This window comes from Pseudomonas sp. Pse1 (assembly GCF_024519635.1).
Lineage (GTDB): Bacteria > Pseudomonadota > Gammaproteobacteria > Pseudomonadales > Pseudomonadaceae > Aquipseudomonas.
Genome location: NZ_JALJRO010000018.1, coordinates 73490 through 98872, shown reverse-complemented (window position 1 = coordinate 98872; position 25383 = coordinate 73490). Strand labels below are relative to the sequence as shown.

General features: G+C 63.1%; 22 protein-coding genes. 10 read left to right on the top strand and 12 right to left on the bottom strand.

The window, feature by feature from the left end:
- Positions 1-34: 34 nt before the first annotated feature.
- A complete protein-coding gene (locus NR126_RS22530) occupies positions 35-1774 on the bottom strand; it encodes a dipeptidase (RefSeq protein WP_256831551.1) in 1740 nt (579 codons plus the stop codon).
- A gap of 325 nt (positions 1775-2099) precedes the next feature.
- Here NR126_RS22530 and NR126_RS22525 point away from each other — a divergent pair, with 325 nt between their 5' ends.
- From NR126_RS22525 to NR126_RS22485, 9 genes are all read left to right on the top strand, one after another.
- Positions 2100-3518 (top strand): LLM class flavin-dependent oxidoreductase, encoded by a 1419-nt coding sequence (locus NR126_RS22525; protein ID WP_256831550.1) that lies wholly within the window; start codon positions 2100-2102, stop codon positions 3516-3518.
- The gene (locus NR126_RS22520; protein WP_256831549.1) at positions 3505-4452 is read left to right on the top strand and encodes an AMP-binding protein; all 948 of its coding nucleotides are present in this window, start codon (positions 3505-3507) and stop codon (positions 4450-4452) included. Before NR126_RS22525 ends, NR126_RS22520 begins: the two co-directional genes overlap by 14 nt.
- Positions 4449-5216, top strand: a complete 768-nt coding sequence (locus NR126_RS22515; protein WP_105755739.1) for an ABC transporter ATP-binding protein — start codon at positions 4449-4451, stop codon at positions 5214-5216. Before NR126_RS22520 ends, NR126_RS22515 begins: the two co-directional genes overlap by 4 nt.
- Positions 5216-6097 carry a branched-chain amino acid ABC transporter permease gene (locus NR126_RS22510; RefSeq protein WP_027620315.1) on the top strand — a complete coding sequence of 294 codons (882 nt, stop codon included), beginning with the start codon at positions 5216-5218 and terminating at the stop codon, positions 6095-6097. The genes NR126_RS22515 and NR126_RS22510 overlap by 1 nt, the downstream gene beginning before the upstream one ends.
- A 4-nt stretch (positions 6098-6101) precedes the next feature.
- Entirely contained in the window at positions 6102-7166 is a 1065-nt protein-coding gene (locus NR126_RS22505; protein ID WP_027620314.1) for a branched-chain amino acid ABC transporter permease, read from the top strand.
- Between the two features lie 75 nt (positions 7167-7241).
- Positions 7242-8582 (top strand): ABC transporter substrate-binding protein, encoded by a 1341-nt coding sequence (locus NR126_RS22500; RefSeq protein ID WP_027620313.1) that lies wholly within the window; start codon positions 7242-7244, stop codon positions 8580-8582.
- Positions 8583-8636: 54 nt separating this feature from the next.
- The gene (locus tag NR126_RS22495) at positions 8637-9413 is read left to right on the top strand and encodes an ABC transporter ATP-binding protein (RefSeq protein ID WP_256831548.1); all 777 of its coding nucleotides are present in this window, start codon (positions 8637-8639) and stop codon (positions 9411-9413) included.
- A 129-nt stretch (positions 9414-9542) separates the two neighbouring features.
- Positions 9543-10775 carry an SfnB family sulfur acquisition oxidoreductase gene (locus NR126_RS22490; protein ID WP_256831547.1) on the top strand — a complete coding sequence of 411 codons (1233 nt, stop codon included), beginning with the start codon at positions 9543-9545 and terminating at the stop codon, positions 10773-10775.
- Between the two features lie 10 nt (positions 10776-10785).
- Positions 10786-11145: a hypothetical protein gene (locus tag NR126_RS22485; protein WP_256831546.1), complete on the top strand. Its 360-nt coding sequence runs from the start codon at positions 10786-10788 to the stop codon at positions 11143-11145.
- Positions 11146-11191: 46 nt separating this feature from the next.
- Here the strand turns inward: NR126_RS22485 and NR126_RS22480 are convergent, their stop codons facing one another.
- Positions 11192-12433 carry an acyl-CoA dehydrogenase family protein gene (locus NR126_RS22480; RefSeq protein WP_105755742.1) on the bottom strand — a complete coding sequence of 414 codons (1242 nt, stop codon included), beginning with the start codon at positions 12431-12433 and terminating at the stop codon, positions 11192-11194.
- Positions 12434-12697: 264 nt separating this feature from the next.
- On the opposite strand from NR126_RS22480, the gene sfnG reads away from it, so the two are divergent.
- Positions 12698-13792 carry a dimethylsulfone monooxygenase SfnG gene (gene sfnG, locus NR126_RS22475; protein ID WP_105755743.1) on the top strand — a complete coding sequence of 365 codons (1095 nt, stop codon included), beginning with the start codon at positions 12698-12700 and terminating at the stop codon, positions 13790-13792.
- A gap of 97 nt (positions 13793-13889) precedes the next feature.
- Here the strand turns inward: sfnG and NR126_RS22470 are convergent, their stop codons facing one another.
- The 10 genes from NR126_RS22470 to NR126_RS22425 form a co-directional block, all read right to left on the bottom strand.
- Positions 13890-14990 (bottom strand): sigma-54-dependent Fis family transcriptional regulator, encoded by a 1101-nt coding sequence (locus NR126_RS22470; protein WP_027620307.1) that lies wholly within the window; start codon positions 14988-14990, stop codon positions 13890-13892.
- A gap of 9 nt (positions 14991-14999) precedes the next feature.
- A complete protein-coding gene (locus tag NR126_RS22465) occupies positions 15000-16187 on the bottom strand; it encodes an acyl-CoA dehydrogenase family protein (RefSeq protein ID WP_027620306.1) in 1188 nt (395 codons plus the stop codon).
- 17 nt (positions 16188-16204) lie between these two features.
- Complete coding sequence (gene msuE, locus NR126_RS22460; RefSeq protein WP_027620305.1) at positions 16205-16768, bottom strand: FMN reductase; 564 nt, start codon at positions 16766-16768, stop codon at positions 16205-16207.
- Between the two features lie 321 nt (positions 16769-17089).
- Positions 17090-17314 (bottom strand): hypothetical protein, encoded by a 225-nt coding sequence (locus NR126_RS22455; protein ID WP_105755744.1) that lies wholly within the window; start codon positions 17312-17314, stop codon positions 17090-17092.
- Between the two features lie 127 nt (positions 17315-17441).
- Positions 17442-18392 (bottom strand): LysR family transcriptional regulator, encoded by a 951-nt coding sequence (locus NR126_RS22450; protein ID WP_105755745.1) that lies wholly within the window; start codon positions 18390-18392, stop codon positions 17442-17444.
- Between the two features lie 216 nt (positions 18393-18608).
- On the bottom strand, positions 18609-19958 hold the full coding sequence (locus NR126_RS22445; protein ID WP_027620302.1) for an amidohydrolase family protein: 1350 nt from the start codon (positions 19956-19958) through the stop codon (positions 18609-18611).
- Between the two features lie 529 nt (positions 19959-20487).
- Complete coding sequence (locus NR126_RS22440) at positions 20488-21888, bottom strand: NCS2 family permease (RefSeq protein ID WP_081786402.1); 1401 nt, start codon at positions 21886-21888, stop codon at positions 20488-20490.
- A 206-nt stretch (positions 21889-22094) separates the two neighbouring features.
- Positions 22095-22730: a glutathione S-transferase N-terminal domain-containing protein gene (locus NR126_RS29065; RefSeq protein WP_027620300.1), complete on the bottom strand. Its 636-nt coding sequence runs from the start codon at positions 22728-22730 to the stop codon at positions 22095-22097.
- 12 nt (positions 22731-22742) lie between these two features.
- Complete coding sequence (locus NR126_RS22430) at positions 22743-24455, bottom strand: Rieske 2Fe-2S domain-containing protein (RefSeq protein ID WP_256831544.1); 1713 nt, start codon at positions 24453-24455, stop codon at positions 22743-22745.
- Positions 24452-25327 (bottom strand): (2Fe-2S)-binding protein, encoded by an 876-nt coding sequence (locus NR126_RS22425; RefSeq protein ID WP_105755559.1) that lies wholly within the window; start codon positions 25325-25327, stop codon positions 24452-24454. Before NR126_RS22425 ends, NR126_RS22430 begins: the two co-directional genes overlap by 4 nt.
- Between the last annotated feature and the right edge of the window lie 56 nt (positions 25328-25383).

The window sequence follows — 25383 nt, the reverse complement described above, 5'->3', positions numbered from 1 at the left end:
GGACCCACCCCAACAGCAAGCCCGCACCCATCCATCAAAGCTTCGGCAACTGCCCAATCCGCCCCATCATCTCGGTCACAATCTGCAGATCCAGCATGAACTGTTCAACCGTCTTGAACTCGTTGTCGTTGTGCCCGGTGTATTTGACGTCGGGCATGGCCAGGCCGAATTGCACGCCGTTGGGCAGTTCGTGGACCGAGGTGGCGCCGGCGGAGGTGCCGAATTTGTGCGGCATGCCGAGGTTTTCCGTGGCCACGGCGAGCAGCGCCTTGACCCATTCGCCTTCGGGGTTGCGGTACATCGGTTCGGCGATGGAGTAGTCGAAGGTCACGGCGGTGTGGGTGCTCTTGCTCCAGGCGCTGAGTTTGTCGGCGATCTCGGTCTTGAGGGTTTCCGGCGATTTGCCTTTCGGTACGCGCAGGTTCACCGCCAGTTTGAAGGCCTTGTTGTCATTGCCGACGTAGGTTAGCGAGGTGGTCAGCGGGCCCATGAAATCGTCGGCGAAACCGACCCCGAGTTTGTTGCCCAGGTAGTCCAGGCCCCAGTTGTCGGCGGCGTAGCGTGCGGCGTCGGTGTAGGCGTTGTGCTTGAGGGCGACCTTGCCGTCGAGGCTGTTGAGCAAGTCGAGCATCCGCGCCACCGGGTTGACCCCTGACTCGGGCTCGGAGGAGTGGGCGGACACGCCGGTGACGACCAACTGCACATCCTTGCCGACCACCTTGGCGCTGACCTTGAAGTCGCCGCCATTGCGTTTGGCGTAGTCACTACCGGCCTGTTGCAGGCTTGCCGCCAATTCGGCGGGCTGCTCAGTGACCAGGGTCACCACCGAGGTCGAGGGGATCTGGTTGGTCGCCAGGCCGCCGGTCATCGAAGTGATCTCGGCGCCTTTGCCCTCGGCCTTGCGCAAAGGGAAGTTGGCCATGACCGTGCCGTAGCCTTTCTCGGCAATCACCACCGGGTAGCCACCGTCCAGCGCCAGGTTGTAGTTGGGCGTCGGGTTGTGCTCGAAGTAGTAGGGGATGGCGTCGCCGGTGGTTTCCTCGGTGGTGTCCACCAGCAGTTTGAAGTTGCGCGCCAGCGGCAGTTTTTCTTCCTTGATGATCTTCATTGCGTACAGGGTCACGACGATGCCGTTCTTGTCGTCTTCGGTGCCGCGCCCGTACATGCGGTCGCCGATCAGCGTGACCTTGAACGGATCGAGCTTGGTGCCGTCTTCCAGCACCCAGTTTTCCGGCGTCACCGGCACCACGTCGGCGTGGGCGTGAATGCCCACCACCTCGTCGCCGCTGCCGGGCAGGGAGATTTCGTAGACGCGGTTGTCGACGTTGCGAAAGCTCAGGTTGAAGGACTCGGCCAGGCTCTTGATCTTGTCGGCGATCTTGATGAATTCGGGGTTGTCGTGCTGGGCCACGCCCTCGACCTGAAAGGTGGGGATGGCCACCAGTTCGCGCAGGGTCACGGTGGCGGCGCTGCCGTATTTCACTCGGGCGTACAGGCCCAGCAGGCGATAGATTTCATTCTGCTGTTCGGCGCTCAGGCTCTTGTTGTCGAGGAAAGCATTGATGGCCGGGCGGAGGTCGTCAGTCTTGGACAGATCGCTTTTCGCCAGGCTGCCGAGGAACTCGCGGAAGTCCTTCACTGATGGGTCGTTGAAGGTCTTGAGAATGGCCGCACTCTGTTGTGGGGTGATGTTGGCCTGGGCCGGCGTGGTGACCGCCGCGAGGCTGGCGAGCATCAGGGTGGTGGCGGCCAGGTGCTTGAGTGAAAAGTCCATCGTGGGGGGCATTCCTTTGCGGAGTATTGAGTAGGAAGTGTCGTGCAAATGAAACAGGACATTTCCAAGCTAACACCACGAAGATAAGTACGGCAGTCCCACAACTGCGATCTGTCCCACAGAAATACAAAAACGACGCATAAACCTACTGTCCGTGCAGCAACAGTCGTTCAACAGGCTGTTGTCGTGCAGGCATTGCTTCTGGCAGTTAATAACTACATAACCTATTGAATATAAACAATTAAATTTATTGGCATGAATCCTGTTTAGCTGAATCAAGACGCGTCGCAAGATGCCATCAAGTTCAGCGAAAAGGAGCTGCACCGTGCCCCGTGAAATCCGTTTGAATGCCTTCGAGATGAACTGTGTCGGCCACCAGTCACCTGGCCTGTGGGCGCACCCCAAGGATCGCTCCTGGCAATACAAGGACCTGGAGTACTGGACCGATCTGGCAAAGTTGCTGGAGCGCGGCAAGTTCGACGGGCTGTTCATCGCCGATGTGATCGGCATCTATGACGTGCTCAATGGCAATGGCGAGGCTGCCATCCGCCAGGCCACCCAGGTGCCGGTCAACGATCCGCTGGCGCTGATTACGCCGATGGCGGCGGTCACCCAACACCTCGGCTTCGGCCTGACCGCCTCGCTGAGCTTCGAGCATCCGTATCCCTTCGCCCGGCGCCTGTCGACCCTCGATCACCTGACCAAGGGCCGCATTGGCTGGAACATCGTCACTTCGTATCTGGACAGTGGCGCGCGCAACCTCGGGCAGAAAGCGTTGAGCGATCACGATGCCCGCTACGACTACGCCGACGAATACCTTGAGGTGCTGTACAAACTCTTCGAAGGCAGTTGGGAAGACGACGCGGTGCTGCGTGATCGTGAGCATCGAGTGTTCAGCGATCCGAGCAAGATTCACGAGATCCGCCATCAGGGCAAATACTTCCAGGTGCCCGGCATCCACCTCTGCGAACCCTCGCCGCAGCGCACGCCGGTGCTGTACCAGGCAGGCGCTTCCAGCCGTGGCAAGAGCTTCGCGGCCGGGCACGCCGAGTGCGTGTTCGTCGCCGCACCGTCGAAAGTGATCTTGAAAAAAACCGTGGCCGATATCCGCCGCCGCGCCGCCGAGGCCGGGCGTGATCCGCGCAAGATTCTGATTTTCAACCTGCAGACAGTGATTGTCGACGAGACCGACGCCAAGGCCCAGGCCAAGTGGCAGGAACTCAAGTCCTACACCAGCTACGAAGGCGCGTTGGCGCTGTTGTCCGGCTGGACCGGGATCGACTTCGGCCAGTACCAGCCCGACCAGGTGCTCAAACACATCCATACCAACGCGATCCAGTCGGCGGTCGAAGCCTTTTCCACGGCCGACCCGAACAAGCAATGGACCGTGCGTGAGTTGGCCGACTGGGTCGGTATCGGCGGCTTCGGGCCGTTGATCGTCGGCAGCGCGCAGACCGTGGCCGATGAGTTGCAGGCCTGGGTCGAGGAAACCGACGTCGACGGTTTCAACTTCGCCTACGTCCTGGCCCACGAAACCTTCCGCGACGTGGTCGAACTGCTGGTGCCCGAGCTGCAAAAACGCGGGGTGTACAAAACCGAATACGCCGCCGGCACCCTGCGCGACAAGCTGTTCGGTGACGGCCCGCGCCTGGCCGACAACCATCCTGCCGCCAGTTATCGCAACCTTGGCAAGGGCCACAGCACCAGTGCCATCAAGCGGGAGCCAGCCCATGAGCGTGCATGAACTCAGTCCGCGGCAGGTCGATGACGTGCCGGATTTCGCCTTGAGCGCCTTGCGCCGCTGGGCCACCGAAAAGCCGCTGCAGATCGCGTTGCGTCACCGTCGCCAGGGCGTGTGGAAGGCCTGGCGCTGGATCGACGTGCTGCGGGAAGTGGAGCGCGCGGCGGCCGGTTTGCGTCAGCAGGGTTTTACCGACACGTCGCGCCTGGCCTTGAGTGGAGCCTACGAACCGTCGTTGCTGATCCTCGCTCTGGCGGCCCATAGCCTCGGCGGGATCAGCCAGGTGATCAGCCCACAGGCCCGTGGCGAAACCCTGCAACGCCAGGTGCGGCTGCTACGTCCCGATTTCGCTTTCGTCCAGCGTCGCGAAACCGTGGCGCTGTGGCGTGAGGCCCAGTTGCAGCGCTTCGCTCCGTTGCAGGTGTTCAGCGCCCAGGCCAGCAAGGCCGGCGAGGGCGGGCTGCACGCGGCGCCCTTGAGTGTGTTGTTCAGCGGTCCGCTGGAGCAGGCGCAGCAGGGCTGGTCCCAGGTCGCCAGGGACCCGGTGGTATGGGTCGACGAAGACACCCACTGGCCGCTCGGCCTGCAGCATGTACTCAGCCGCTGGTTGCAAAGTGGCGAAGGTCTGGCGTTCCCCGAAACCCTCGAGTCCGCCAGTCGCGACCGCCAGGACATCGCCCCGACCGCGCTGTTGATGTCCAGCGAGCGCGCCCGTCAGGTGGCCGATGAGATCGAGGCACGGCTGGCGCCCCAGGGCACCTGGCGCCGGCGTCTGTGTGAGTGGGCGCTGGCCGATCCGCGTCGTGGTCTGCGCCGCTGGCTCAAGGCTCGGGTGCGGCACTTGCTGGGCTTGCGCCGGGTCAGCCGTATCGACACGCCGGCCAGTGCGCCGGCGCGCCTGGGCTGGCTGCACGACGTGCTGGAGCGTGCGGCATGAGCGCATTGTTGGAGGTGCGCAATATTTCCCTGTCGTTCAAGGGCGTGAAGGCGATCAACGATTTATCGTTCGCCGTACAGCGCGGCGAGATCTGCGCCTTGATCGGCCCCAACGGTGCCGGTAAGAGTTCGTTGCTGAATATCCTCAATGGCGTCTACCGCGCCGATGCCGGCGAACTGCTGTTCGACGCCGAGCCGTTACGCCGGCCCCATCCCCTGACTGCTGCGCGTCGCGGCATCGGTCGGACCTTCCAGAACAACGCGCTGTTCAAGAAGATGAGCGTGCTCGATAACCTGCTCACCGGCCTGTCGCGCCTGCAACGCACGCTGTTCATCGAACAGGCGCTGGGTCTGCCACGGGCGCGGCGTGAGGCGCGGGAGTTCAATGCGCGGGCCGAGCAGGTGCTGGATTTTCTCGCCCTGCAACCCTGGCGCGACGTGGCAGTGGGCAGCCTCGCCTACGGCCTGCAAAAGCGTGTGGAGTTGGGGCGGGCGCTGATCGCCCAGCCGACCCTGCTGTTGCTCGACGAGCCCATGGCCGGGATGAACGCCCAGGAGAAACAGGAGATGAGTCGGTTTATCGCCGACATCAATCGCGACCTGGGCACCACGGTGATTCTGATCGAACACGACATCCAGGTGGTCATGGACCTCTCGGCCCACGTGGTGGTGCTCGACTACGGGCGCAAGGTCGGTGACGGTACGCCCGCCGAAGTCCAGGCCAACCCCGAGGTGATCGCGGCTTATCTGGGGACGGTGCACTGATGAATCTGTTTCTTGAAACCCTGATCGGCGGCCTGCTCGCCGGCACCATGTACTCGTTGGTCGCCATCGGCTTCGTGCTGATCTACAAAGCCAGCGGTGTGTTCAACTTTGCCCAGGGCTCGATGCTGCTGTTCGCCGCACTGACCTTTGTCAGCCTGCACGAGCAGGGCGTACCGTTCGCCCTGGCGCTTGCCCTGACCCTGCTGGTGATGATCATCGGCGCGCTGCTGATCGAGCGCCTGGTGCTGCGCCCGCTGGTCAATCGCTCGCAGATCACTCTGTTCATGGCCACCCTCGGCCTGTCGTTCATCATCGAAGGCCTGGCCCAGGGCCTGATGGGCGCCCAGGTGCGTGCGCTGGACCTGGGCATCGACGATGTGCCGGTGTTTCTCGGCGAGATCATGATCAGTCAGTTTGACCTGGTTGCCGCCGGGGTCTGTGCGGGGCTGGTGACGGTGCTGGCGCTGCTGTTCAACAAAACCCGGATCGGCATCGCCCTGCGCGCCGTGGCCGATGACACCCGGGCCGCGCTGTCCCTGGGGATCAACCTCAACCGCATCTGGCAGATCGTCTGGGCCGTGGCCGGGATGGTCGGGCTGGTGGCCGGGCTGCTCTGGGGCGCGCGCCAGGGCGTGCAGTTCTCGCTGTCGCTGGTGGTGCTCAAGGCGTTGCCGGTGTTGATCATCGGCGGCTTTACCTCGATTGGCGGGGCGATTGTCGGCGGGCTGATTGTCGGCGCCGCGGAGAACCTCGCAGAAGCCTATATCGGTCCGCTGATCGGCGGCGGCATCACCCCCTGGTTCGCCTATTTCCTTGCCCTGGCGTTTCTCTATATCCGCCCGGCCGGCCTGTTCGGCGACCGTGCCATCGAGCGAGTGTGACCCCATGACGACGACGACCACGGGCATTCCCGCGAGTTTCGACGATGCGCCCCTGACCCTGCTGCGCCGCCGCTGGCCGCTGAGCCTTGGCCTGTTGCTGCTGGTGGCCTTTGTCGGCCTGCCGCTGCTGGGTAATGACTATTGGCTGAACGCGATCCTGATCCCGTTCCTGGTGCTGTCACTGGCCGGCCTCGGCCTCAACCTGCTGACCGGCTACACCGGGCAGACCTCGGTGGGTGCTGCCGGTTTCATGGCCGTCGGCGCCTTCGCCACCTACGGTTTGCTGCTGCGGGTGCCGGGCATTCCACTGCCTTTGGCGCTGCTGGGCGGCGGTTTGATCGCGGCGTTTGTCGGCCTGCTGTTTGGCATTCCCAGCGCGCGGATCAAGGGCTTCTATCTGATGGTCACCACCCTCGCGGCGCAGTTTTTCCTCGAGTGGGTGTTTGCCAAGTTTCCCTGGTTCTACAACTTCGCCTCGTCCGGCACCATCAGCGCGCCGCGCCTGGAACTGTTCGGCTACAGCCTGGCCTCGCCGGTGGGGCGCTACCTGCTGACCTTGAGCTGCGTGGTGCTGCTGACCTGGGTCGCGGTCAACCTGGTGCGCAGCCAGATTGGGCGCAACTGGATGGCGATCCGCGACATGGACACCGCCGCCTCGGTGGTCGGCATCCCGGTGGATCGCTACAAACGACTGGCCTTTGCCGTGAGTTCGTTCTACCTGGGCATCGCCGGTGCGCTCTGGGCTTTCGCCTACCTGGGCACCGCGAGCGCCGGCAGTTTCGACATCAACCGCTCGTTCCAGATCCTGTTCATCATCATTATCGGTGGCATGGGCAGCATCGCCGGCAACTTCATCGGCGCGGCCTTTATCAGCCTGCTGCCGATCCTGCTCAACCATGGCGGGCAATGGCTGTTCGGCGGCAGCGTCGACGCCGGACAGTTGCAGAACCTGCAGAAAATCATCTTCGGCACGCTGATCATCTGGTTCCTGATCAAGGAGCCGGAAGGCCTGATCCGCCTGCTTGGCGACCTGCGCGAACGGCTCAAGACCTGGCCGCTGCGCTTCTAGACATTTCATCTTCCACGCCTTGACCCGACGACGGGAGGGGATACCTCACACCTCATGCAATAGAAGTGATCCCTCATGCGCAAACCCTTGCAACGTACCCTTATCGCAGCGGTGCTCGGCCTCGGCCTGCAGGCCCTGCTGCCGACCCTGGTCCAGGCGGCCAGCGACGAACAATTCATCCCCATGGCCACCTACCGCGTCGGTGCCTACGCCTCCAGCGGGATTCCGGTGTGGGCCGGGATGATCGATTACCTGCGCTACATCAACGAAGTCGAAGGCGGGATCAACGGGGTCAAGCTGGTCTGGCAGGAGTGCGAGACTGAATGGACGGCGGAGAAGGGCATCGAGTGCTACGAGCGCTTCAAGAACGGCCTCAATGGTGCGCCGGTGGCGGTCTATCAACCCAACGGTGCGCCGGCGGCCTATGCCCTGGCGAGCAAAGCCGAGGCCGACAAGATCCCGCTGATCACCCTCGGCTACGGACGCACCGAAGCCACCGATGGCAGCATTTTCCCCTACAACTTTCCGGTGATGCTGACCTTCTACAGCGAGGCTTCGGCCTTCATCAATTACGTGGCCCAGCGTGAAGGCGGGCTGGACAAACTGCGTGGCAAGAAGATCGCCACGGTCTACCACGACTCGGCCTATGGTCGTGAAACCCAGGGCCCGCTGGCGCTGCTGGCGGAGAAATATGGCTTCGAAAATATCCAGATCCCGGTGGCCGATCCGGGCAATGAGCAGGCCGGGCAGTGGCGGCAGATCCGCCAGTTGAAACCGGACTGGGTGTTCCTGCGCACCTGGGGGGTGTCGACCCCGGTGGCGATCAAGACCGCTGCACGTTTCGGCTTCCCGGTGGAGCGTATCGTCGGTGACATCTGGGCCAGTTCCAACGAAGACGTGTTGCCCGCCGCTGAAGCCGGCAAAGGTTATCTGGCGCTGACGCCGTACCCGGGCGGGAGCAATTTCGACATCCACCAGCGCATCAAGGAACACATCCTCGACAAGGGCAAGAGCGACCTCAAGGACCCGAAAAGCTTCGGCAGCGTGTACTACAACTCCGGGCTGGTGAACGCAGCGATTGCCGTGGAAGCGATTCGAGCCGGACAGAAAAAGTTTGGCAACCGACCGCTCAATGGCGAGGAAGGACGCTGGGGCCTGGAGCACCTTGACCTGGGCGATGCGCGGCTCAAGGAGATCGGTTTTCTCGGCCTGATGCAGCCGCTCAAGCTGTCCTGCAGCGACCATGAGGGCGGCGGCGCGGCCAAGGTCCAGCAGTGGGATGGTGCGCAGTGGACGCTGGTGACCGACTGGATTCAGGCGGATCGCGCGACCTTGCGCCCGTTGATCGATGCCAAGGCGGCCGAGTACGCCAAAGAGAAGGGCGTGACGGCTCGCGATTGCAGCGTTGAGCAGTAACACCGAGCACCCACTGATCAGCGGGCGCTTGCTGTGCCCGGGAGGTATACCGTGATGAACCCGCGTGTTCAGCCCGTCATCAGCGCCAGCGAATTGTTGGCGGTGGACGACATCGAAGTGATTTACGACGGCGCCATTCTGGCCGTCGCCGGGGTGTCGCTGAAGGTCGAGCAGGGCGGCATCGTCGCGCTGCTGGGAGCCAACGGCGCCGGCAAGAGCACCACCCTCAAGGCGATTTCCGGGCTGGTCCAGGCGGATCGCGCCAAGGTCAGTCGCGGACAGATTCGTTTTGCCGGGGCGGATACCGCCGGGGTCGCGGCCAATCAGCTGGCGCGCCAGGGCATCGTCCATGTGCTGGAGGGGCGACATGTTTTCGCCCACCTGACCATCGAGGAAAACCTGCGCAGCGGCGGCTTCCTGCGCAAGCCGTCACGACTTGAACTGGAGCAGGACCTGGAGCGGATCTACGCCTGGTTCCCGCGGCTCAAGACCAAGCGCAAGACCCAGGCCGGCCTGACCTCTGGCGGCGAACAGCAGATGCTCGCCATCGGCCGCGCCCTGATGACCCGGCCACGCCTGGTGCTGCTCGACGAGCCGTCCATGGGCCTGGCGCCGATCATTGTCGAGGAGATATTCGAGATCGTCGCCCAACTCAACGCCCGCGAAGGCATGAGCTTCCTGATCGCCGAACAAAACATCAACGTCGCCCTGCGCCATGCCAGCCATGCCTACATCCTGGAAAACGGCCGGGTTGTGGGCGAGGGCGCGGCGCGCGAGTTGGCGGCGCGGGAGGATATTCAGCGTTTTTATCTGGGGGGTAAGGCGGGCTGAAGTGCCCTGACCAAGCCGGACCACTGCGGTAAATGCAGACATCACGCTGTTCACCCAGCCACACCGCTTCAACACTTTGCATGGGCGCGTGCTCGTGCTTCCAGAACCGCCATCGAATGGAGTCAACCCATGAGTGCCACATCCCCATCCCACCTGCCCGAGCAGGCCACATCGGCCCCCAGGCGCCCGGCCCATATCATCCGCAGTGACGCCGAAGCCATCGAGGTGGCGCAGCGGCTTGCCGAGGATTTTGCCCGTGAAGCCCTGGAGCGCGACCGTGACCGGCGCCTGCCGTGGGCCGAGCTGGAGCGTTTTTCCGAAAGTGGCCTGTGGGCTATTACCGTGCCGCAAAGCCATGGCGGCGCCGGGGTTTCCTACCGCACCCTGACCGAAGTGGTGGCGATTATTTCCGCTGTCGACTCGTCGCTGGGGCAATTGCCGCAGAACCACTTCGGCGTGCTCAACAACCTGCTGCTCACCGGCAGCGAGGCACAGAAAACCGAATACCTGGCCAAGGTGCTGGCGGGGTATCGCTTTGGCAATGCTTTTTCCGAGGCCAAGAGCAAGACCGTCACCGCCTTTGAAACGCGGATCCACTTCGACGGCGGCAGTGCCGTGCTCGACGGCGAGAAGGCCTACTGCACCGGCGCGTTGTTCGCCCATATCGTGCCGGTGGCCGGTGTCGACGAACTGAACCGGCCGTTCGTAGCCTTTGTCCCGCGCCAGACACCGGGCCTGCAAGTGATTGACAGCTGGGACGGTTTCGGTCAACGCATCACCGCCAGCGGCAAGGTTCTGCTCGATGGCGTGCGCGTTCCCGCCAGCGCTGTCATACCGGCCTGGAAAGCCTACGATCAACCGACCGCCGACGGCCCGGTGTCGCAGATTATCCAGGCCGCCGTAGACACCGGCATTGCCCGTGGCGCCTTTGCCGAGACCCTGCGCGTCGCTCGCCTGGCCCGACCCTGGGCCGACAGCGGCCTCGAGCAAGGTCGCCAGGACCCCTTGAGTCAGGCCGCCATCGGTGACCTGGCCTGGCGCCTGCGCGCCGCCGAAGCCATTCTCCAGCGCTCGGCGCAAGCGGTCGATCTGGCCCTCGCCGAGCCCAGTGAAGACAGCGTCGCCCACGCCTCGGTGATCGTTGGCCAGGCCAAGGTGCTGTCCACCGAAATCGCCTTGCTGGCGTCCACACGCCTGCTGGAACTGGGCGGCACGCGCACGGTGACCGCCAGCCAGGGTCTGGATCGTTTCTGGCGCAATGCCCGCACCCACACCCTGCACGACCCGGTGCGCTGGAAGTTTCACCTGATCGGTAATCAGCGCCTCAACGGCGTCAAACCTTCTCGCCATTCCTGGAACTAAGGAGCCTCCCATGCCTAATTCAACTCGCCGCGCCGATTTGCAATTTGCCGAAAACACCCTACGGGCGCTGGTCGAGCACCTGCAAGCAGGGCCATTGAAAAACGACAGCCTGGCGATCGCCGCTGTCGGTGATCTCGAGGTGCGGGTCGCCGCCGCCCAGGCCCTGCTGGACTGGGCCGAGCACTCGCCAGCCGCGGCCATCGAGGCGCGTCTGGCCGCCGCTGAAGCGGCGCAACGGGGCAGCGAACTGCATCTGGAATGGAGTGGCCGGGCACTGCACAAGCCGAGTGCCGAAGGGCAAGGTGTACCGCCGGCCCATTTGCGTCGCCGCCTGGGTGACCACTACCTCAATGGGGCGGCGCTGGACTGACCGAGTTAATCCGAGGCGCCCCGTCGAGTGCGGGGCGCCTTGGGTTTCAGCCTTGCTTGGCGCCACCACCGATCTGCCACACATAAGGCGGTTCGGTACCGTTGACGTGCCAGTCGCCGATGATCCGTTCCTTATAGATCACCGGGTTGTGGGAGGCCGCGGTGCGCGCGTTGCGCCAGTGCCGGTCAAGCTGCTTGGCGGTGCTGGTCCCCGACGCGCCGAGTGTGTTGAACAGGTCGCTGGTGGCGCGCAGGATCAGCTCGACCGCCGCCACTTGGGCTTGGGCTGACTCCAATTCAGCGGCGATATTGGCCTGGCGTTCGGCCTCAGCGTCGCCGGCGAAGTGCGCGAGGTAGGCCTCCTGTGCCGCCTGGGCGGCGCGCAGGGTGGCGGCCTCGCTGGCATAGACCTGGCCGGAAGCCTTGCCGATCACTTGCTGGATCTGCGGGTCCTCGGCGGTGGACGCGGCAGCGCCATGACTGAACACCCGGGTGCGCTTGCCCACCTCGTGCGAGAAGTCGCGCAGGGCGGCGCGGCCGGAGCCCACCAGTACCGCGAGCAAGACCAGTTGATAGAAGGCGGTCTGGTATTTGAAGCGAGTGCTGAAGTCGATGAGGTTTTCTTCCTCGACCACGGCGTTGACAAATACCGAGGTGCCGCTGCCGGTGGTGCGCTGGCCGAAACCGTCCCAGTCGTCGCTTTGTTGGACGCCCGGTTGTTGGGTGCGGATGGCCGCAATGACGTCGGCGCCAGTGTCGTCGCGGCGGGCGAACAGATCGATCCAGTCGGAATAGAGGCTGCCGGTGCTGTAGTACTTGGTGCCGTTGACCCGCCATTGATCGCCCTGGCGCGACACTCGGGTGATGACCTCACCGATCTTCACCGCGCCGATTTCGGTCCAGGCACAGCCCACCAGATCACCCTCGACGAAGCGCTGCAACCACACCGCCTGCGAGCCGCTGGCCTGGGCGTTGAGCCGGTCCTCGACAAAGGCGAAGTGGCCGCGCAGGGCCTGGGCAATATTGGAATCGGCTTCGGCCAGTTCGATCAGCAGTTGGAACAATTGCGGCAGGGTCGCGCCGCCGCCACCGAATTCAAGCGGTACGCGCACGGCGCCGAAGCCGGCTTCCTTGAGCCACTGGATCGGCTCGTGGGGCAAGCTGCGCTCGCGCTCGCGGGCCACCGTACCGGCGGCAATCCGCGCAAATATCGGGCGGAATCGTGCGGCGAGGGTGTTGTAGTCGACGCTGCTGGCGAGCGACGGCAGGTGTTGGGCTTGGGCAGTCATGTGAACTCTCCTGGGACGGCAATCTGGACCTGAGTCATTGCACAGGCCGTGCCGTTACCGGGAAGTCCGTGTTTACAGGGGATTGCTCGGCGAGGTGGGCATGCGGACTGTTGAATCCTCGGACAGCTTGTTGATGCACTGTTGATGGAGCAACAGCTGCGGGGCTACGTATTTGGCCTATCTTATTGAAATAAAACACAATTTATACCTGGCACAGTTGCTGCTCCCGTTATGAGAAACCGAGTCATCACTGGAGTACTTGCCATGAGCCAACAACCGATCAAATTCGCCTACTGGGTGCCCAACGTCAGCGGTGGCCTGGTGGTCAGCAAGATCGAACAGCGCACCCGCTGGGACATCGACTACAACCGCGAACTGGCACGGATAGCCGAGCGCTCGGGGTTTGACTACGCGCTGTCGCAGATTCGTTTCACCGCCGGCTACGGCGCGGATAATCAGCACGATTCAGTGGTCATCAGCCACGCGTTGCTGGCCGCCACCGAGAAGCTCAAGGTGATCGCCGCGATCCTGCCGGGCCCGTGGACGCCGTCGCTGGCGGCCAAGCAATTGGCGACCATCGACCAGTTCACTCAAGGACGGGTGGCGGTGAACATTGTCTCCGGTTGGTTCAAGGGTGAGTTCCGCGCCATTGGCGAGCCGTGGCTGGACCATGACGAGCGCTATCGTCGTTCGGAGGAATTCATCCGCGCCCTCAAAGGCATCTGGACCCAGGACAATTTCAGCTTCTCCGGCGATTTTTATCGCTTCCACAACTACAGCCTCAAGCCCAAACCGCTGCAGCGTCCGCATCCGGAAATCTTCCAGGGGGGCAGTTCGCGAGCTGCCCGGGACATGGCTGCGCGGGTCTCCGACTGGTACTTCACCAACGGCAATACCGTGGAGGGAATCAAGGCACAGGTCGACGATTTGCGGGCCAAGGCGGCGCTTAACGGCCATTCGGTCAAGGTTGGGGTCAACGCCTTTATCATCGCCCGTGAAACCGAAGCCGAAGCGCGGGCAGTGCTCGCCGAAATCATCGACAAGGCTGACCCGCAAGCCGTGCAAGGTTTTGCCGGCGAAGCAAAAAACGCCGGTGCGGCCAGCCCGGAAGGCGAGGGCAATTGGGCGAAGTCGAGCTTTGAAGACTTGGTGCAGTACAACGACGGTTTCAAAACCAACCTGATCGGCACCCCCCGGCAGATTGCCGAGCGTATCGTCGAGTTGAAAGCCATTGGCGTCGACCTGATCCTCTCGGCCTTCCTGCATTTCCAGGAAGAGGTCGAGTACTTCGGCAAACACGTGTTGCCGCTGGTGCGCGAACTGGAGCAGGCCCGCGCCGAGGCGCTGGAACCGGTGTAACACCTGCGGCCGGTGGTGATACGCAAATCCCTGTAGGCGCTGGCTTGTCGGGTCGCCGCATCGCTGGCAAGCCAGCTCCTACAGGAATCGCAGCCCTTCAAATCGACAGATTGATCACCCGGTTGCCCTGTGCACTTTGCCCCGGGCGCCGCTTGTTGACCATCAGTTCGCCAATGCGGATCAGGTGTGCGCGGGTGATGTTGCGCGACAGCCCGAGCAGGCTGGCGGTGTGAACCTGGTTGTGGTGGCAGAAGCGGTAGGCGGTGCGCAACAACGCATCCTCGACCTTCTCGTGCAGCGCGCCGCTTTGTTCCTCGAAGAGTTTGTTGAAGGCCCGTTGCAGCAGTTCTTCGGCGCTTTCCTCGCGCGGACGGTCGTCGTTTTCACGGGCGATCCGCAGGTTCGACAGGTGCAGGTTATCCGCGCGAATCAGCCGGTCGCGGCAGATCAGCAGGGTGTGATGAATGACGTTCTCCAGCTCGCGGATGTTGCCCGGCCAGTCGTAGCTCGCCAGGCGCTGCACGGCATCGTCGGCGAGGCTGACATCCTGATAGCCGAGACGGCGGCTGTATTCGGCGATGAAATGGCGGGCCAGCGGCAGGATGTCCCCCGGGCGATCACGCAAGGGGTGCAACTGCAGGCTGACAACATTCAGGCGATAGTAGAGGTCTTCGCGAAAGTGCCCGGCGTTGATCGCTTTCTCCAGGTGGACGTTGGTCGCCGCCAGCACCCGTACATTGATCGGAATGCTCTTGCGCGAACCCAGGCGCACCACTTCGCGCTCCTGCAGGACACGCAGCAGCTTGACCTGGATCGGCATCGGCAGATCGCCAATTTCATCGAGAAACAGCGTGCCGCCATTGGCCTCCTCGAACCAGCCGGCCTTGGCCGCCAGGGCGCCGGTGAAGGCGCCTTTTTCATGGCCGAAGAGTTCAGCTTCCACCAGATTTTCCGAGAAGGCGCCGCAGTTGACCGCCATGAATGGCCCGTTGCGCCGGCCACTGAGGTTGTGGATGTGGCGCGCGACCAGCTCCTTGCCCGTGCCGGTCTCGCCGATGATCAGCACACTGGCTTCACTTGGCGCGACCTGCTGCACATGGGCCAGCAACGCTTGTGAGCGCGGGTCTTCGAAGACCTGGGCGGTGGCCCTGATCGAAGTGGCCAGGGTCGGGGACGGGGGCAGGGTCAACAGTTGCATAAGCGTGCCTCAGGAATAGAAAGACGGAATTGGGCGTTTGCCGCTCAGCGCCCATTCACCCAATTCGTGCACGCGGTAATCCACCGGGTCGTGCAGGGTCTGGGTGCGCAGGTTGCGCCAGTGGCGGTCGAAGCGCAGGGATGCGTGGGTGGCTCGGGCGCCGGTGACTTCGAACAGGCGGTTGCAGATGTCCAGGCCGTTGCGGGTGGCGGCGACCTTGGCGGTGCCGATAGACAACGCCAGTTGTGCACGCTCCTCGGCGCTCAATTCCTCACCCTTGGCCCAGGCCGCATCGAGCTGGGCGGCGGCCCGTTCGATCAGCAATCTGACGCTTTCCAGGCCGACCCAGAACTCGCCGTAATGGCGCAGCACGTAAGGGTCTTCGCTGCTATGGGCGGCGCTGGAACGGAACCACGGGCGACTTTCCTTGAGCGTGTAATTGCGCGCTTCCTCGAAGGCCCCTTCGGCGATGCCGAGAAACAGGTTGGAGAAATGCAGCTGTGCGATCAGCGGCCGCAGACCGGCGAAGGGCGTGCTCAGCGGACCGGGATCGAGCAGCAGTTCGCCGTGCTCGACGCGCACCCGTTCGAAGGTCGCGCTGCCGCTGTCGGTCTGGCGCTGGCCAATGTTGTCCCAGTCGCCGTGCAGGGTGATCCCGGAGCGAGCGCTGGGAATCGCCGCGATCAGCAGCTTGCCACCGGCCCGTTCGTCGATGGCCGAGGCGATCAGCATCTGCGAATCACTGGCGCCGGAGCAGAAGCTTTTCTGCCCGGAGAACTCGTACCAGCCGTCGAAGGTGCGCATCACCGTGCGGGTGTCCAGGGGGTTCAGGGCGTTGCCCCAGAACCAGTTTTTGCGCGCGGTCTGCTCGAACCAGGGTTGCCATTGCTCGGGGCGCGAGAACAGGCGCACGGTGGCCAGCATCAGGTGGTGAAACCCGAACACGTGGGCCAGGGAACTGTCGACCCGGGCGAACTCGCGGGTCACTGCCAGTGTTTCGCTCCAGCTGGCGCCCAGGCCGCCGTATTGGCGGGGGATGCTCAGGGCCAGCAGGCCACTGGTGCGCAGGGCATCGCGCTCGATCTTGGGCGTGCCGCCGCGGGCATCGCGCTCGACTGCGGTCTCGGCAAATTGCGCGGCCAGCAAGCGCGCGGTCTGCAGCGGAGTCGACTGCGCAGGGTGAAGATGAACACTCATGTCGGCTTCCTTGCTGATCAGGCAGTCTTGCGCAGGGCGCGGGCGGAGTCGGCGAACAGCGCGGCGGCACGCTCGGCGGCCAGGCGAATGCGTGTGGCCAGGGCTTCGCTGTTGATGCGGTAGTCGAGGAAATCGCCCTGGCTGGCGTACACGCCAATCGGCAGGGTCAGCGCCTGGAGGAAGCTGAACAGCGGCCGCAACTGGTGATCGAGCACCAGCGCATGGCGATCGCTGCCACCGGTGGCGGCCAGCAGCACCGGGGTATCGACCAGCGCGTCCTGTTCGATCAGGTCGAACAGATGCTTGAAGTGCCCGGGAAAGCTGCCGCGATAAACCGGCGAGGTCACCAGCAGCAGGTCAGCGTTTTCGATCAGGCGCAGTTGCTGCTCGACCTCGGCCGGCAGCTCCGAGCGCCATAGCGCAGCCCCGAGCGGACGGGCAATCTCGCCCAGTTCGATGAGGTGGATTTTCACCGGCAGGTGCTGACTCAGTTCGGCCAGGATCGACTCGGTCAGTGCCAGGGTGCGCGACGGGCGGCCGGTGCCGCCAGAGACGGCGACGACATTCAACGGTGTGCTCATTTCAGGTAGTCCTGTTGTCTGTTGCGAGGAGTACAGAACACAGAGCAAATGTTGTGCCTGCTTGATAATTACTTATTAATCAATAGGTTATCGTTATGATTCAACAGTCACGATTGTTGCTGTCGAAGCTGTTCTGCTGATCCGCTGTTGCCCTGCGGGCACTTCAATGAATGTTGGTACGCGGACAGTGATAAAGGATTTTTGATATTTCTAAAAATACTAACTGGTAATATTTAAATAACATTTAGAAATATGTCGGTGGGCATCGGGTCAAAGCGAGGCCCGAACGGTTCGCAGCGGTGGGCGTGATGGGGAGGCGCGTCAATCGTCGCTGTAATCGACTTGCCGTTCGCTTGAGGGCGGTGTGCCAAGGGGCGGCGGGGCAGGCTCGTATTCACTGAGAACAGACAATTCAATGCGTTTGCAGCGCGGGCACAAGGCTCGGACCTTGGCCTTGGCGTGGCGATCAGAGTCGGCGAGCACTTCACCGTAGATGGCGTGGTCGGTTCGTTTACGTGGATAGGCGGTGTAATCGTAGAGGCGCATGCTTCAAGCCGTCCCTGAAAAGCGTGCACCTTGGCATGGCTCGCCGGCGCCGAATTCAAGGTATAGGTGGCCGTGCCGGGTTCGTCCACTGTCAAAGTTGACAGGTGCCCAACGGCAAGCTTTTGGCTCAGACTGTCGAGGCGCTTTGTGTGGCGCGAAACTGTTGCAGTTCCTCGGTGATTTCCTGAGCCACCGCGTTGATTTCGCCCCGCAGCCACTTGTGTGCGGGGGCGGCGTGCAGGCGTTCGTGCCAGACTTGGGACACGGTGAAACCGGCCACGGCCACCGGCGGTTCAAACACTTGCAGGGGAATCTCCCGGGCGATGCGCAGGGCGGTCAGCTCGGCGATCATGCCGATCATGTCGGTCTGCGATATCAGGATATGCGCCAGCAGGAAGTGCGGCACCGTCAGCGAGGTCTTGCAGCGGATCTCGTGTTGTTCGTAGAGGCTGTCGATGGCCTCGCGCACTGCCCCGTGATTGCTGCTGATGCGCAGGTGCTGACCGTTGCGGAACTGTTCCAGGGAGAGGCTGCCGTTGATCTGTGGGTGGCCGACGCGTACCACCGACTTCAGGCGGTCGCTGAACAAATCGCGCACATGAAAGTTCGCCGGGGCGCTTTTTTCGTTCCAGATGATCAGGTCGAGCTTGCCGTCCTTGAGCAGGTTCAGGTCTTCTTTCGGGCGCAGCGGCTGGATGTTCAATTCGGCGCCGGGCGCGTTCTGCGCCAGGCGTTGCATCAGCCGGGGCAGGAGGATGAAGCCGATGTAGTCGGTGGTGGCGATTTCAAAACTGCCCTCGAAGCTCAGCGGGTCGAAGGTTTTGATCGGCTCGATCAGCTTGTGCAGTGCATCCAGGCTTTGCTGCAGCGGCTCCACCAACGCCAGGGCACGACTGGTGGGCAGCATGCCGCGGCCCATCGAGACGAACAGCGGGTCATTGAACAACAACCGCAAGCGCGCCAGGGTATGACTGACCGCCGACTGGGTCATGTTCAGTTGCTGCGCGGTGCGGGTGACGTTGCATTCGTTGAGCAGGCAGAAAAATACCTGCAGCGCTTTCATATCGACGTTTTGCATGGGCCGGGCCTGAGGGAGGGCGGCGGTCACTGTACCGGGGATTGCTCATAAATGCAGGCGTGCGCCGATTTTGTGATCCACCACAAACCCCTGTAGGCGCTAGCGTGCTAGCGAAGGCGTCGTGTCAGTCGACATTAATGTTGAATGTGCTGGCCCCATCGCGAGCAGGCTCGCTCCTACCGTTTTAGATCAGGTCAGCTCGGTGCGCCGCCTGCCTCAAACCATCGGCACCAGCGTATGCGCAAAATCCTTGCGTCGTTCCATCAGCAGCAGGGTCTGCGCCTGGGCAGCTGCGAGCACGGCGGCTTCGTCGACCTGGGTGCTGCGGCCGTTTTCCAGGAGGATCTTGCCGTCGACCATTACGGTCTTCACATTCGAGCCACGGGCCGAGTACACCAGGTTCCACAGCACGTTGGTGTTGGTGCCTTCCCAGACCACCGGGCACATGTTCGGCTGGGCGAGGTCGAGCAGCAGCAGGTCGGCGCGCTTGCCGACTTCGATCGAGCCGATTTCCTGGTCCATGCCCAGCACTCGAGCACCTTCGATGGTCGCCATGCGCAGTGCGACGTTGGCTGGCAGCGCGGCGGCGTCCAGGCGGTGGGCCTTTTGCAGCAGCGAGGCGAATTTCATTTCTTCGAACAGGTCGAGGCTGTTGTTGCACACGTTGCCGTCGGTGCCGAGGCCGACGCGGATGCCGGCGGCGAGCATGTCCGGGACCCGGGCGATGCCGCTGGCCAGCTTGGCGTTGCTGCTCGGGCAGTGGGCGATGGCGGTGCCGGTGTCGGCGAGGCGGCGGATTTCTTCATCGTTGAGCCATACGCAGTGGGCGATCAGGGTCTTTTCACCGAGGATGCCCATTTGGTCGAGCATGGGGATCGAGCGTTTGCCAAAGTGTGCGAGTACGGCGGCTTCTTCTTCCTTCTGCTCGCAAGCGTGGGTGTGGATGCCGATCCCGTAGTCGCGCGCGCAGTCGCGGGCGTGGGCATAGGATTTCGGTGAGCAGTAGAACAGGTGTTCCAGGCCCATCCACACCCGCACGCGGCCGTCGTGGGCCATGTGGTGGGTTTCGATGAGTGTGCGGTTGGCTTCGGGGCTTTCGAAGAAGTCTTTGCCCGGCAGATCGGCGGCGTAGGGCGCGAGGTGAACGCGGATGCCGATTTCCCCGGCGGCGTCGGCGCAGCGGTGCATGAAGCGGTACATGTCCATGACGCAGGTGGTGCCGCTTTTCAGCGCTTCGAGGTAGCACAGGCGTGCGGCGTGGTAGGCGTCCTCGGCGTTCATGGCGCGGTGTTCGAGTTGGTAGTAGGGCAGCCATTGCATCAGTGGCATGTTTTCGGTGATGCCGCGCATCAGGCTGGAGTGGGAGTGGGCGTCGACCAGGCCGGGCAGCAGGGCCATTTGGCCTTTGCAGTCGATGAGGGTGGCGTCGGCGGGCAGGGGCATGTGGTCGCCCTGGCCGATGGCTTCGATGCGGCCGTCGCGGATGACCACGTGGCCGTTGGCGAGGACTTGGTCCTGGGGGTTGATGGTGAAGATGATTGCGTTGCGGATCACGGTGTAGGTCATGGCTGGGGCCTTGTTTTAATGGGGGTTGATCGACCACTGTGGGAGCTGGCTTGCCAGCGATGGCTGCTTAACGGTGTACATATCCCTTCCTGCAGAAACGCGCGTTGAACTGTAGGAGCTAGCCTGCTAGCGATGGCGTACTGACGGTGTACATATCCATTCCTGCGGTAACGGCTACTTATGGTTTCGCTTTTACAGCGAGTCCCTTTTCCAAACGCCGAAAAGGAACCAAAAGGCTTTGCCCCAGCGTCCGGCCCCTCGCTTAGGCTCGGGGTACCTTCGCTCCGGCATCCATCCGTGGGTCATCGCCTCCGGTTGGCTTCGCTGGCACCTCCTCTCGATGACTGCGGCTTCGCCGCACCGCGCTACGCGCTCCCCCCGGATGAATACCTCCACTCAGCCTTCCGATGGGGCCTGTGGATCAAGATCACAAGCCAGATCACAAGCCAGATCAAGAGCGGCAGGCGAGCTCACCCTCGGCCTGTTGAGTGGTTGGGTTTGTACGGTGATTGGTGTGGTTATCTTTTTTTTAGTACTGCACTCGCATTACCAAAAACACCGACAGCGCCGCCACCCACCACATGATCGGCTTCACTGTATTGGCCTTGCCAATCAGCAGTTTGAGCAGCACGAAGACGATGAAACCGAGGGCGATGCCCAGGGTAATGGAGTACGTCAGCGGGATCAGCAGGATCACCAAAAACGCCGGTATCGCTTCCTCATAGGAGTGCCAGTCGATTTTGGTGATGGTGTCCATCATGAACACGCCGATCATGATCAGTACCGGGGCGGTGGCGATGGATGGCACCAGGGACAGCAGCGGCGACAGGAACAGAAACGGCAGGAACAGCAGTGCCGCGACCAGGGCGACCAGGCCGGTGCGGCCGCCTTGGGAGATGCCGGCGGCGGATTCGATGTAGGCGGTGGCGGGGCTGGTGCCCAGGGGGGCGGAGGCGAGGGCGGCGAGGGCGTCGACGTGCATCGATTGTTTGATGTTGCGCGGGTTGCCGTCGGCGTCCTTGAGGTTGCCGGCTTCGGAGATGCCGAGGAAGGTCGACAGCGATTCGAAGAAGTTGGTGAACACCAGCACGAAGATGTACGGCAGGTATTCCAGGCGCAGCGAGCCGAGCAGGTCGACCTGGCCGAGGAAGCTGAAGTCCGGTGCGGCGAACAGGCCGCTCCAGTTGACCAGGGTCACGCTGGCCGCGCCTTCCGGCCAGTAGGCAGTGGCGTCGCCCCACAGGCGGCCGATCGGGATCGCCATCAGGGTCGTGGCGATGATCCCGAGGATCAGCGCGCCGGGGACTTTGCGTGCGACCAGGGCGATGGTCACCATCAGGCCGGCGAGGAAGGTCAGGATGATCGGGTTGAAGGGCGCGGCATGGACCACGGTAAACGGGTCGGCGCTGATGAACTTGGCGTTGACCAGGCCGATCAGTGCGATGAACAGGCCCATGCCGCAGGAGATCGCATTGCGCAGACTGGCCGGGATGCCGTCGATCACGGCCTGGCGGACGTTGAAGAAGGCCAGCACGGTGAAGATCACGCTGCCCCACAACACGCAGCCTAGTGCGATTTGCAGGGGGATCTTGGCGCCGACCACCATGGTGTAGGCGAACAGGATGTTGATGCCCATTCCCGGCGCGATCAGGATCGGGTTTTTCGCGTACAGCGCCATCGCCAGGGTGCCGAGGAAGCTCACCAGCACCGTGGCCGTGACCCCGGCGGAGAACGGGATGCCGGCCGCCGAGTTGATGTCCGGGTTGACTACGATGACGTACGCCGCGGCGAGGAAGGTGGTGGCGCCGGCGATGATTTCTCGCCTGAGCGTCGAGCCCTGACCTTCGATGCCGAAGTAGTTTTCCAGCCAGAACCTGAGTTTTGCGATAAAGCCGATGGGCGTATCGCGCAAACTGACCGGTTGGTTCATGTTTATCTCCTCACATCCGCCAGGCATGGGTGCCCAATGTCCACCAGTCAACCTGCAACACCTGTGGGAGCGGGCTTGGCCGCGATGAGCAACGCTTGCGCATTCGGGGCTTTCGCTGGCAAGCCAGCTCCTACGTGGTTCTCTTGTTGCACATTCGATTGGCGGTTATCAGGCTTATTTTTTTAGGGTGTTGAAACGGTCCTGCTTCACGCTGCCGTGGCAAATATCCCGGACATCACGATAAATCCGGGCAAGCGTTTGATCCGGTCGGTCCAGCGTCTGATCGCCGGGTAGTCGATCAGGCTGATGCCGCCTTCGTCCGAGAGCATCACGTAGGGAAAGCAGGCGATGTCGGCCACGGTCGGCCGCTCGCCGCTGCAGACCCAACCCGAGTGCTCGCGCTCGTTGAACCACAGTTGTTCTTCCAGTACTCGCAGCAGGGCATGGGCGCCAGCGCGGGCTTTTTCGGCGTCGAGATCATAGTTGAAAACATCCGCCAGGCGTGCGGCCGATGCGGTGCCGGTGAGGCTGTCGGCGAACGCCAGCCACATGTTCACTTCACCCAGGCGCTTCGGATCTTGCACCGGGTACCAGTGGCCGCTGGCATCGTAACGGGCGGCCAGGTAGGTGAGGATCGCCTGGGCATCGCGCAGTACGTAGCCATCGTCGTCGAGCGCCGGCAACTGGCCCAGCGGGTTGATGGCGAGGAAGGCTTCGCCCTTGTGTTCCTTGCCCGGGTAGAACTCCAGGTCCACGGTGCGGTAGCTCAGACCCAGCAGGTTCATCAGCAGGCGCAGTTTGTAGCAGTTGCCGGACAGTTCGTAGTTGTAGAGGGTGATCACGTCGCTGCTCCTTTAAAGATCGAGTACCAGCAACTCGGATTTGCTGCGCGACACGCAGGGCATCAGGCAGCGGTTGGATTGCTGTTCGCCGCGACTCAGGCAGACGTCGCGGTGATCCGGTTCGCCATCGATGACCTCGGTGCGGCAAGTGCCACATACCCCTTGCTCGCACGAGGTATCGACTGCGATCCCGTGGGCCTTGAGGCAGTCCGCCAGGCTGACCCCGGCGGGCACGGTGAACTGTGCGCCGCTGCGTTGCAGGCGTACGTCGAACGGGCGGTCCTGCGCGTGGCTGACGGTGTTGGCAAACAGTTCGAAGTGGATGTCCGCATCGTTCCAGCCGGCCTCGCGGGCCAGGCTGCTGACCACGTCGATCAACACCTTGGGGCCACAGACGTAGAGCTGAGTCTGCGGGTCCGCCTGCTGCAGGACGATGCGCAGTCGCTCGCCGGTCTGCTCGGGGCTGAGGCCGGTGTGGATGCAGTTGTGGCGCAGGCGATGCAGGCGCTCGGGGAAGGCAACGTGGGCCTCGCTGCGCACGAAGTAATGCAGCTCGTAGGCCTGGCCGCAGGCTTGCGCGGCGGCGCCCATGGCCAGCAAGGGGGTGATGCCGATGCCGCCGGCAATCAGGATCGCGGCGCGTTCGGGGACCAGGCGGAAATGGTTTTTCGGTTGGGATATACGCAGGCGATCGCCGGCTTTCAATTGTTCATGCAGTGAACGCGAGCCGCCGCGCGACGCTTCTTCGAGTTTGATCCCGAGCACCAACTGTTCGCGTTCATCCGGGGCGTTGACCAGCGAGTACTGACGCACATGGCCGCTGGGGGTGTGCAGGTCGATGTGCGCGCCGGCCTCGAAGTTTAGGGCGCTGTCGGCGGGTAGCGCGAGTTTCAGCCCGAGGATTTCACTGGCGGTGTTCCAGCGTTCGACCACCGTAGCTTCCAGGTGCTGGGGGTCGCGGCGTTGGCCGGGGCTGGTGGCTGCGGGCCTGCTGTCTTCAGTGTGCGAGCGGGCGATCACGCCGTTGCTGTTTTCCAGGCGACGTCGAGCATCGGTCAGCAGGCGGTTGTGCCAGCGCACCTCGTCGATGCCCAGGCGCAGGTCGGCGGTGCTGCTGTGGACGATGGTGCGCCGGGCGCTCGCCGGTTGCAGGTAGAAACGCACCTGGCACAGCTGCTCGCCACTGCGCCAGGTCAATTGCAGTTCGTGCTCGGTCTGTTGCAGATGCAGCGAGTCCACCACGCATTGCGGGTCCAGCAAGGCGTAGCCGGCCAGGGCTTGGCGCACCTCGGCCAGCGGGGCATGGAAGGGCAGACTGCGCAGGCGCTGTGCAAACGGGGCGAAGCTGGGCGCCGGCAGGTCGCCGGGGACTGCCGGTTGCAGCTTGATCCAGATGAAACCGTCCTGTTCGCGCACCGCGTAAGGCTGTGCGCACAGACTGGCCGGCGGCGTGCTGTTGGACGCGGCCGGGATCAGCGTACAGCGGCCATCGCCCGCCTGATACTGCCAGCCGTGGTATTGGCAGCGCAGCCGCGAGCCCATGTTGACCCCCAGGGTGAAGCGCACGCTGCGGTGCGGGCAACGGTTCTCCCAGGCGTTGACCTGCTGCTGGTCGTCGCGCCACAGCGCCAGTTCGACACCTTGCAACTGGCCGTGGAAGACGTGGCGCGGCACCAGATCGGTGCTCTGGGCCACCGGGAACCACGGGTTCTGCTGCTGATTCATGCCTGGACTCCTGCCTGTTCGACCGGTTGATAGGTGCCGTAGCGCACGCCCTTGTCGCGCAGCCAGCGGCGGTAGGCGCTGGACATGGCGTCGGCGCGGGTCGGGATTTCGAACTTGGGGTCCAGTGGCAGGGTGCGCGGCAGGTGATTGGAAAGGATCATCAGGTCCTGGCTGAAAATGGTCTGCTGGAACAGCCGCAGGTCGCGGTCGCTGCTGGTGCTGTCGATGTACGCCAGCACCACGTGGGCGATGCACCATTGCTCGTCCAGCGGCTGCACAAACAGGCAGATCGCATCGCGGCGCTCCGGTTGTTCGGGGCTGGTTTTGTAGAGGATTGCGACGTAAGGGCGGGTGACGCGATAGACGTAGTGCGCCTCGATCGCTTCGGTGGACGCGGCGGCCGCCATGGGCTGGAAGATCCGGCAATCGGTGGCGAGGATTTCATCCAGCAACGGATCGACGTCGACCTGATAGGCGCTGATATCGGTGTAGGGTTCGGCGCCGAGAAAACCGGCATGCACGTAGGGGAAGTGGGCCATGTCGAGAAAATTCTCCACCACCCGCAGGCCCGAGGCATGCACTTTCATCGACCCAGCACCGAGCACCCGACGATCCGCTTCGGCGAACTCGGGGATCAGGAAGAAGGCGTCGCAGGCTTCACCGAGGCACACCCAGTGGGTGTGATAAAGGGTCTTGCTGGTGTATGGGTGGCCGCTGTCATCGGCCTGCCATACGCTGAAATGGCCATCGGCATCGCACTGATAACTCAGTTCTACTCCCAAGAGGCGGGTGCGATAAATCTGGCTAGCCACCAGGTCCTCGACAACCGCCAGTGGATACCACTGGTTCCAGATGCAGGGTTCGATACTCATGGGGTCTCACCGGGCTTTTTCTAGTTTGCCCCGAGAGTAGAGATATCCATGGCATG

Excerpts from the sequence above, each read along its gene's own strand:
- NR126_RS22425 (WP_105755559.1), bottom strand. The coding sequence starts at position 25,327 with ATGAGTATCGAACCCTGCATCTGGAACCAGTGGTATCCACTGGCGGTT.
- NR126_RS22440 (WP_081786402.1), bottom strand. The coding sequence starts at position 21,888 with ATGAACCAACCGGTCAGTTTGCGCGATACGCCCATCGGCTTTATCGCA.
- NR126_RS22520 (WP_256831549.1), top strand. The coding sequence starts at position 3,505 with ATGAGCGTGCATGAACTCAGTCCGCGGCAGGTCGATGACGTGCCGGAT.
- NR126_RS22465 (WP_027620306.1), bottom strand. The coding sequence starts at position 16,187 with ATGAGTGTTCATCTTCACCCTGCGCAGTCGACTCCGCTGCAGACCGCG.
- NR126_RS22500 (WP_027620313.1), top strand. The coding sequence starts at position 7,242 with ATGCGCAAACCCTTGCAACGTACCCTTATCGCAGCGGTGCTCGGCCTC.
- NR126_RS22455 (WP_105755744.1), bottom strand. The coding sequence starts at position 17,314 with ATGCGCCTCTACGATTACACCGCCTATCCACGTAAACGAACCGACCAC.
- msuE (WP_027620305.1), bottom strand. The coding sequence starts at position 16,768 with ATGAGCACACCGTTGAATGTCGTCGCCGTCTCTGGCGGCACCGGCCGC.
- NR126_RS22490 (WP_256831547.1), top strand. The coding sequence starts at position 9,543 with ATGAGTGCCACATCCCCATCCCACCTGCCCGAGCAGGCCACATCGGCC.
- sfnG (WP_105755743.1), top strand. The coding sequence starts at position 12,698 with ATGAGCCAACAACCGATCAAATTCGCCTACTGGGTGCCCAACGTCAGC.
- NR126_RS22505 (WP_027620314.1), top strand. The coding sequence starts at position 6,102 with ATGACGACGACGACCACGGGCATTCCCGCGAGTTTCGACGATGCGCCC.
- NR126_RS22495 (WP_256831548.1), top strand. The coding sequence starts at position 8,637 with ATGAACCCGCGTGTTCAGCCCGTCATCAGCGCCAGCGAATTGTTGGCG.
- NR126_RS22450 (WP_105755745.1), bottom strand. The coding sequence starts at position 18,392 with ATGCAAAACGTCGATATGAAAGCGCTGCAGGTATTTTTCTGCCTGCTC.
- NR126_RS22430 (WP_256831544.1), bottom strand. The coding sequence starts at position 24,455 with ATGAATCAGCAGCAGAACCCGTGGTTCCCGGTGGCCCAGAGCACCGAT.
- NR126_RS22445 (WP_027620302.1), bottom strand. The coding sequence starts at position 19,958 with ATGACCTACACCGTGATCCGCAACGCAATCATCTTCACCATCAACCCC.
- NR126_RS22485 (WP_256831546.1), top strand. The coding sequence starts at position 10,786 with ATGCCTAATTCAACTCGCCGCGCCGATTTGCAATTTGCCGAAAACACC.
- NR126_RS22515 (WP_105755739.1), top strand. The coding sequence starts at position 4,449 with ATGAGCGCATTGTTGGAGGTGCGCAATATTTCCCTGTCGTTCAAGGGC.
- NR126_RS22530 (WP_256831551.1), bottom strand. The coding sequence starts at position 1,774 with ATGGACTTTTCACTCAAGCACCTGGCCGCCACCACCCTGATGCTCGCC.
- NR126_RS22480 (WP_105755742.1), bottom strand. The coding sequence starts at position 12,433 with ATGACTGCCCAAGCCCAACACCTGCCGTCGCTCGCCAGCAGCGTCGAC.
- NR126_RS22510 (WP_027620315.1), top strand. The coding sequence starts at position 5,216 with ATGAATCTGTTTCTTGAAACCCTGATCGGCGGCCTGCTCGCCGGCACC.
- NR126_RS22470 (WP_027620307.1), bottom strand. The coding sequence starts at position 14,990 with ATGCAACTGTTGACCCTGCCCCCGTCCCCGACCCTGGCCACTTCGATC.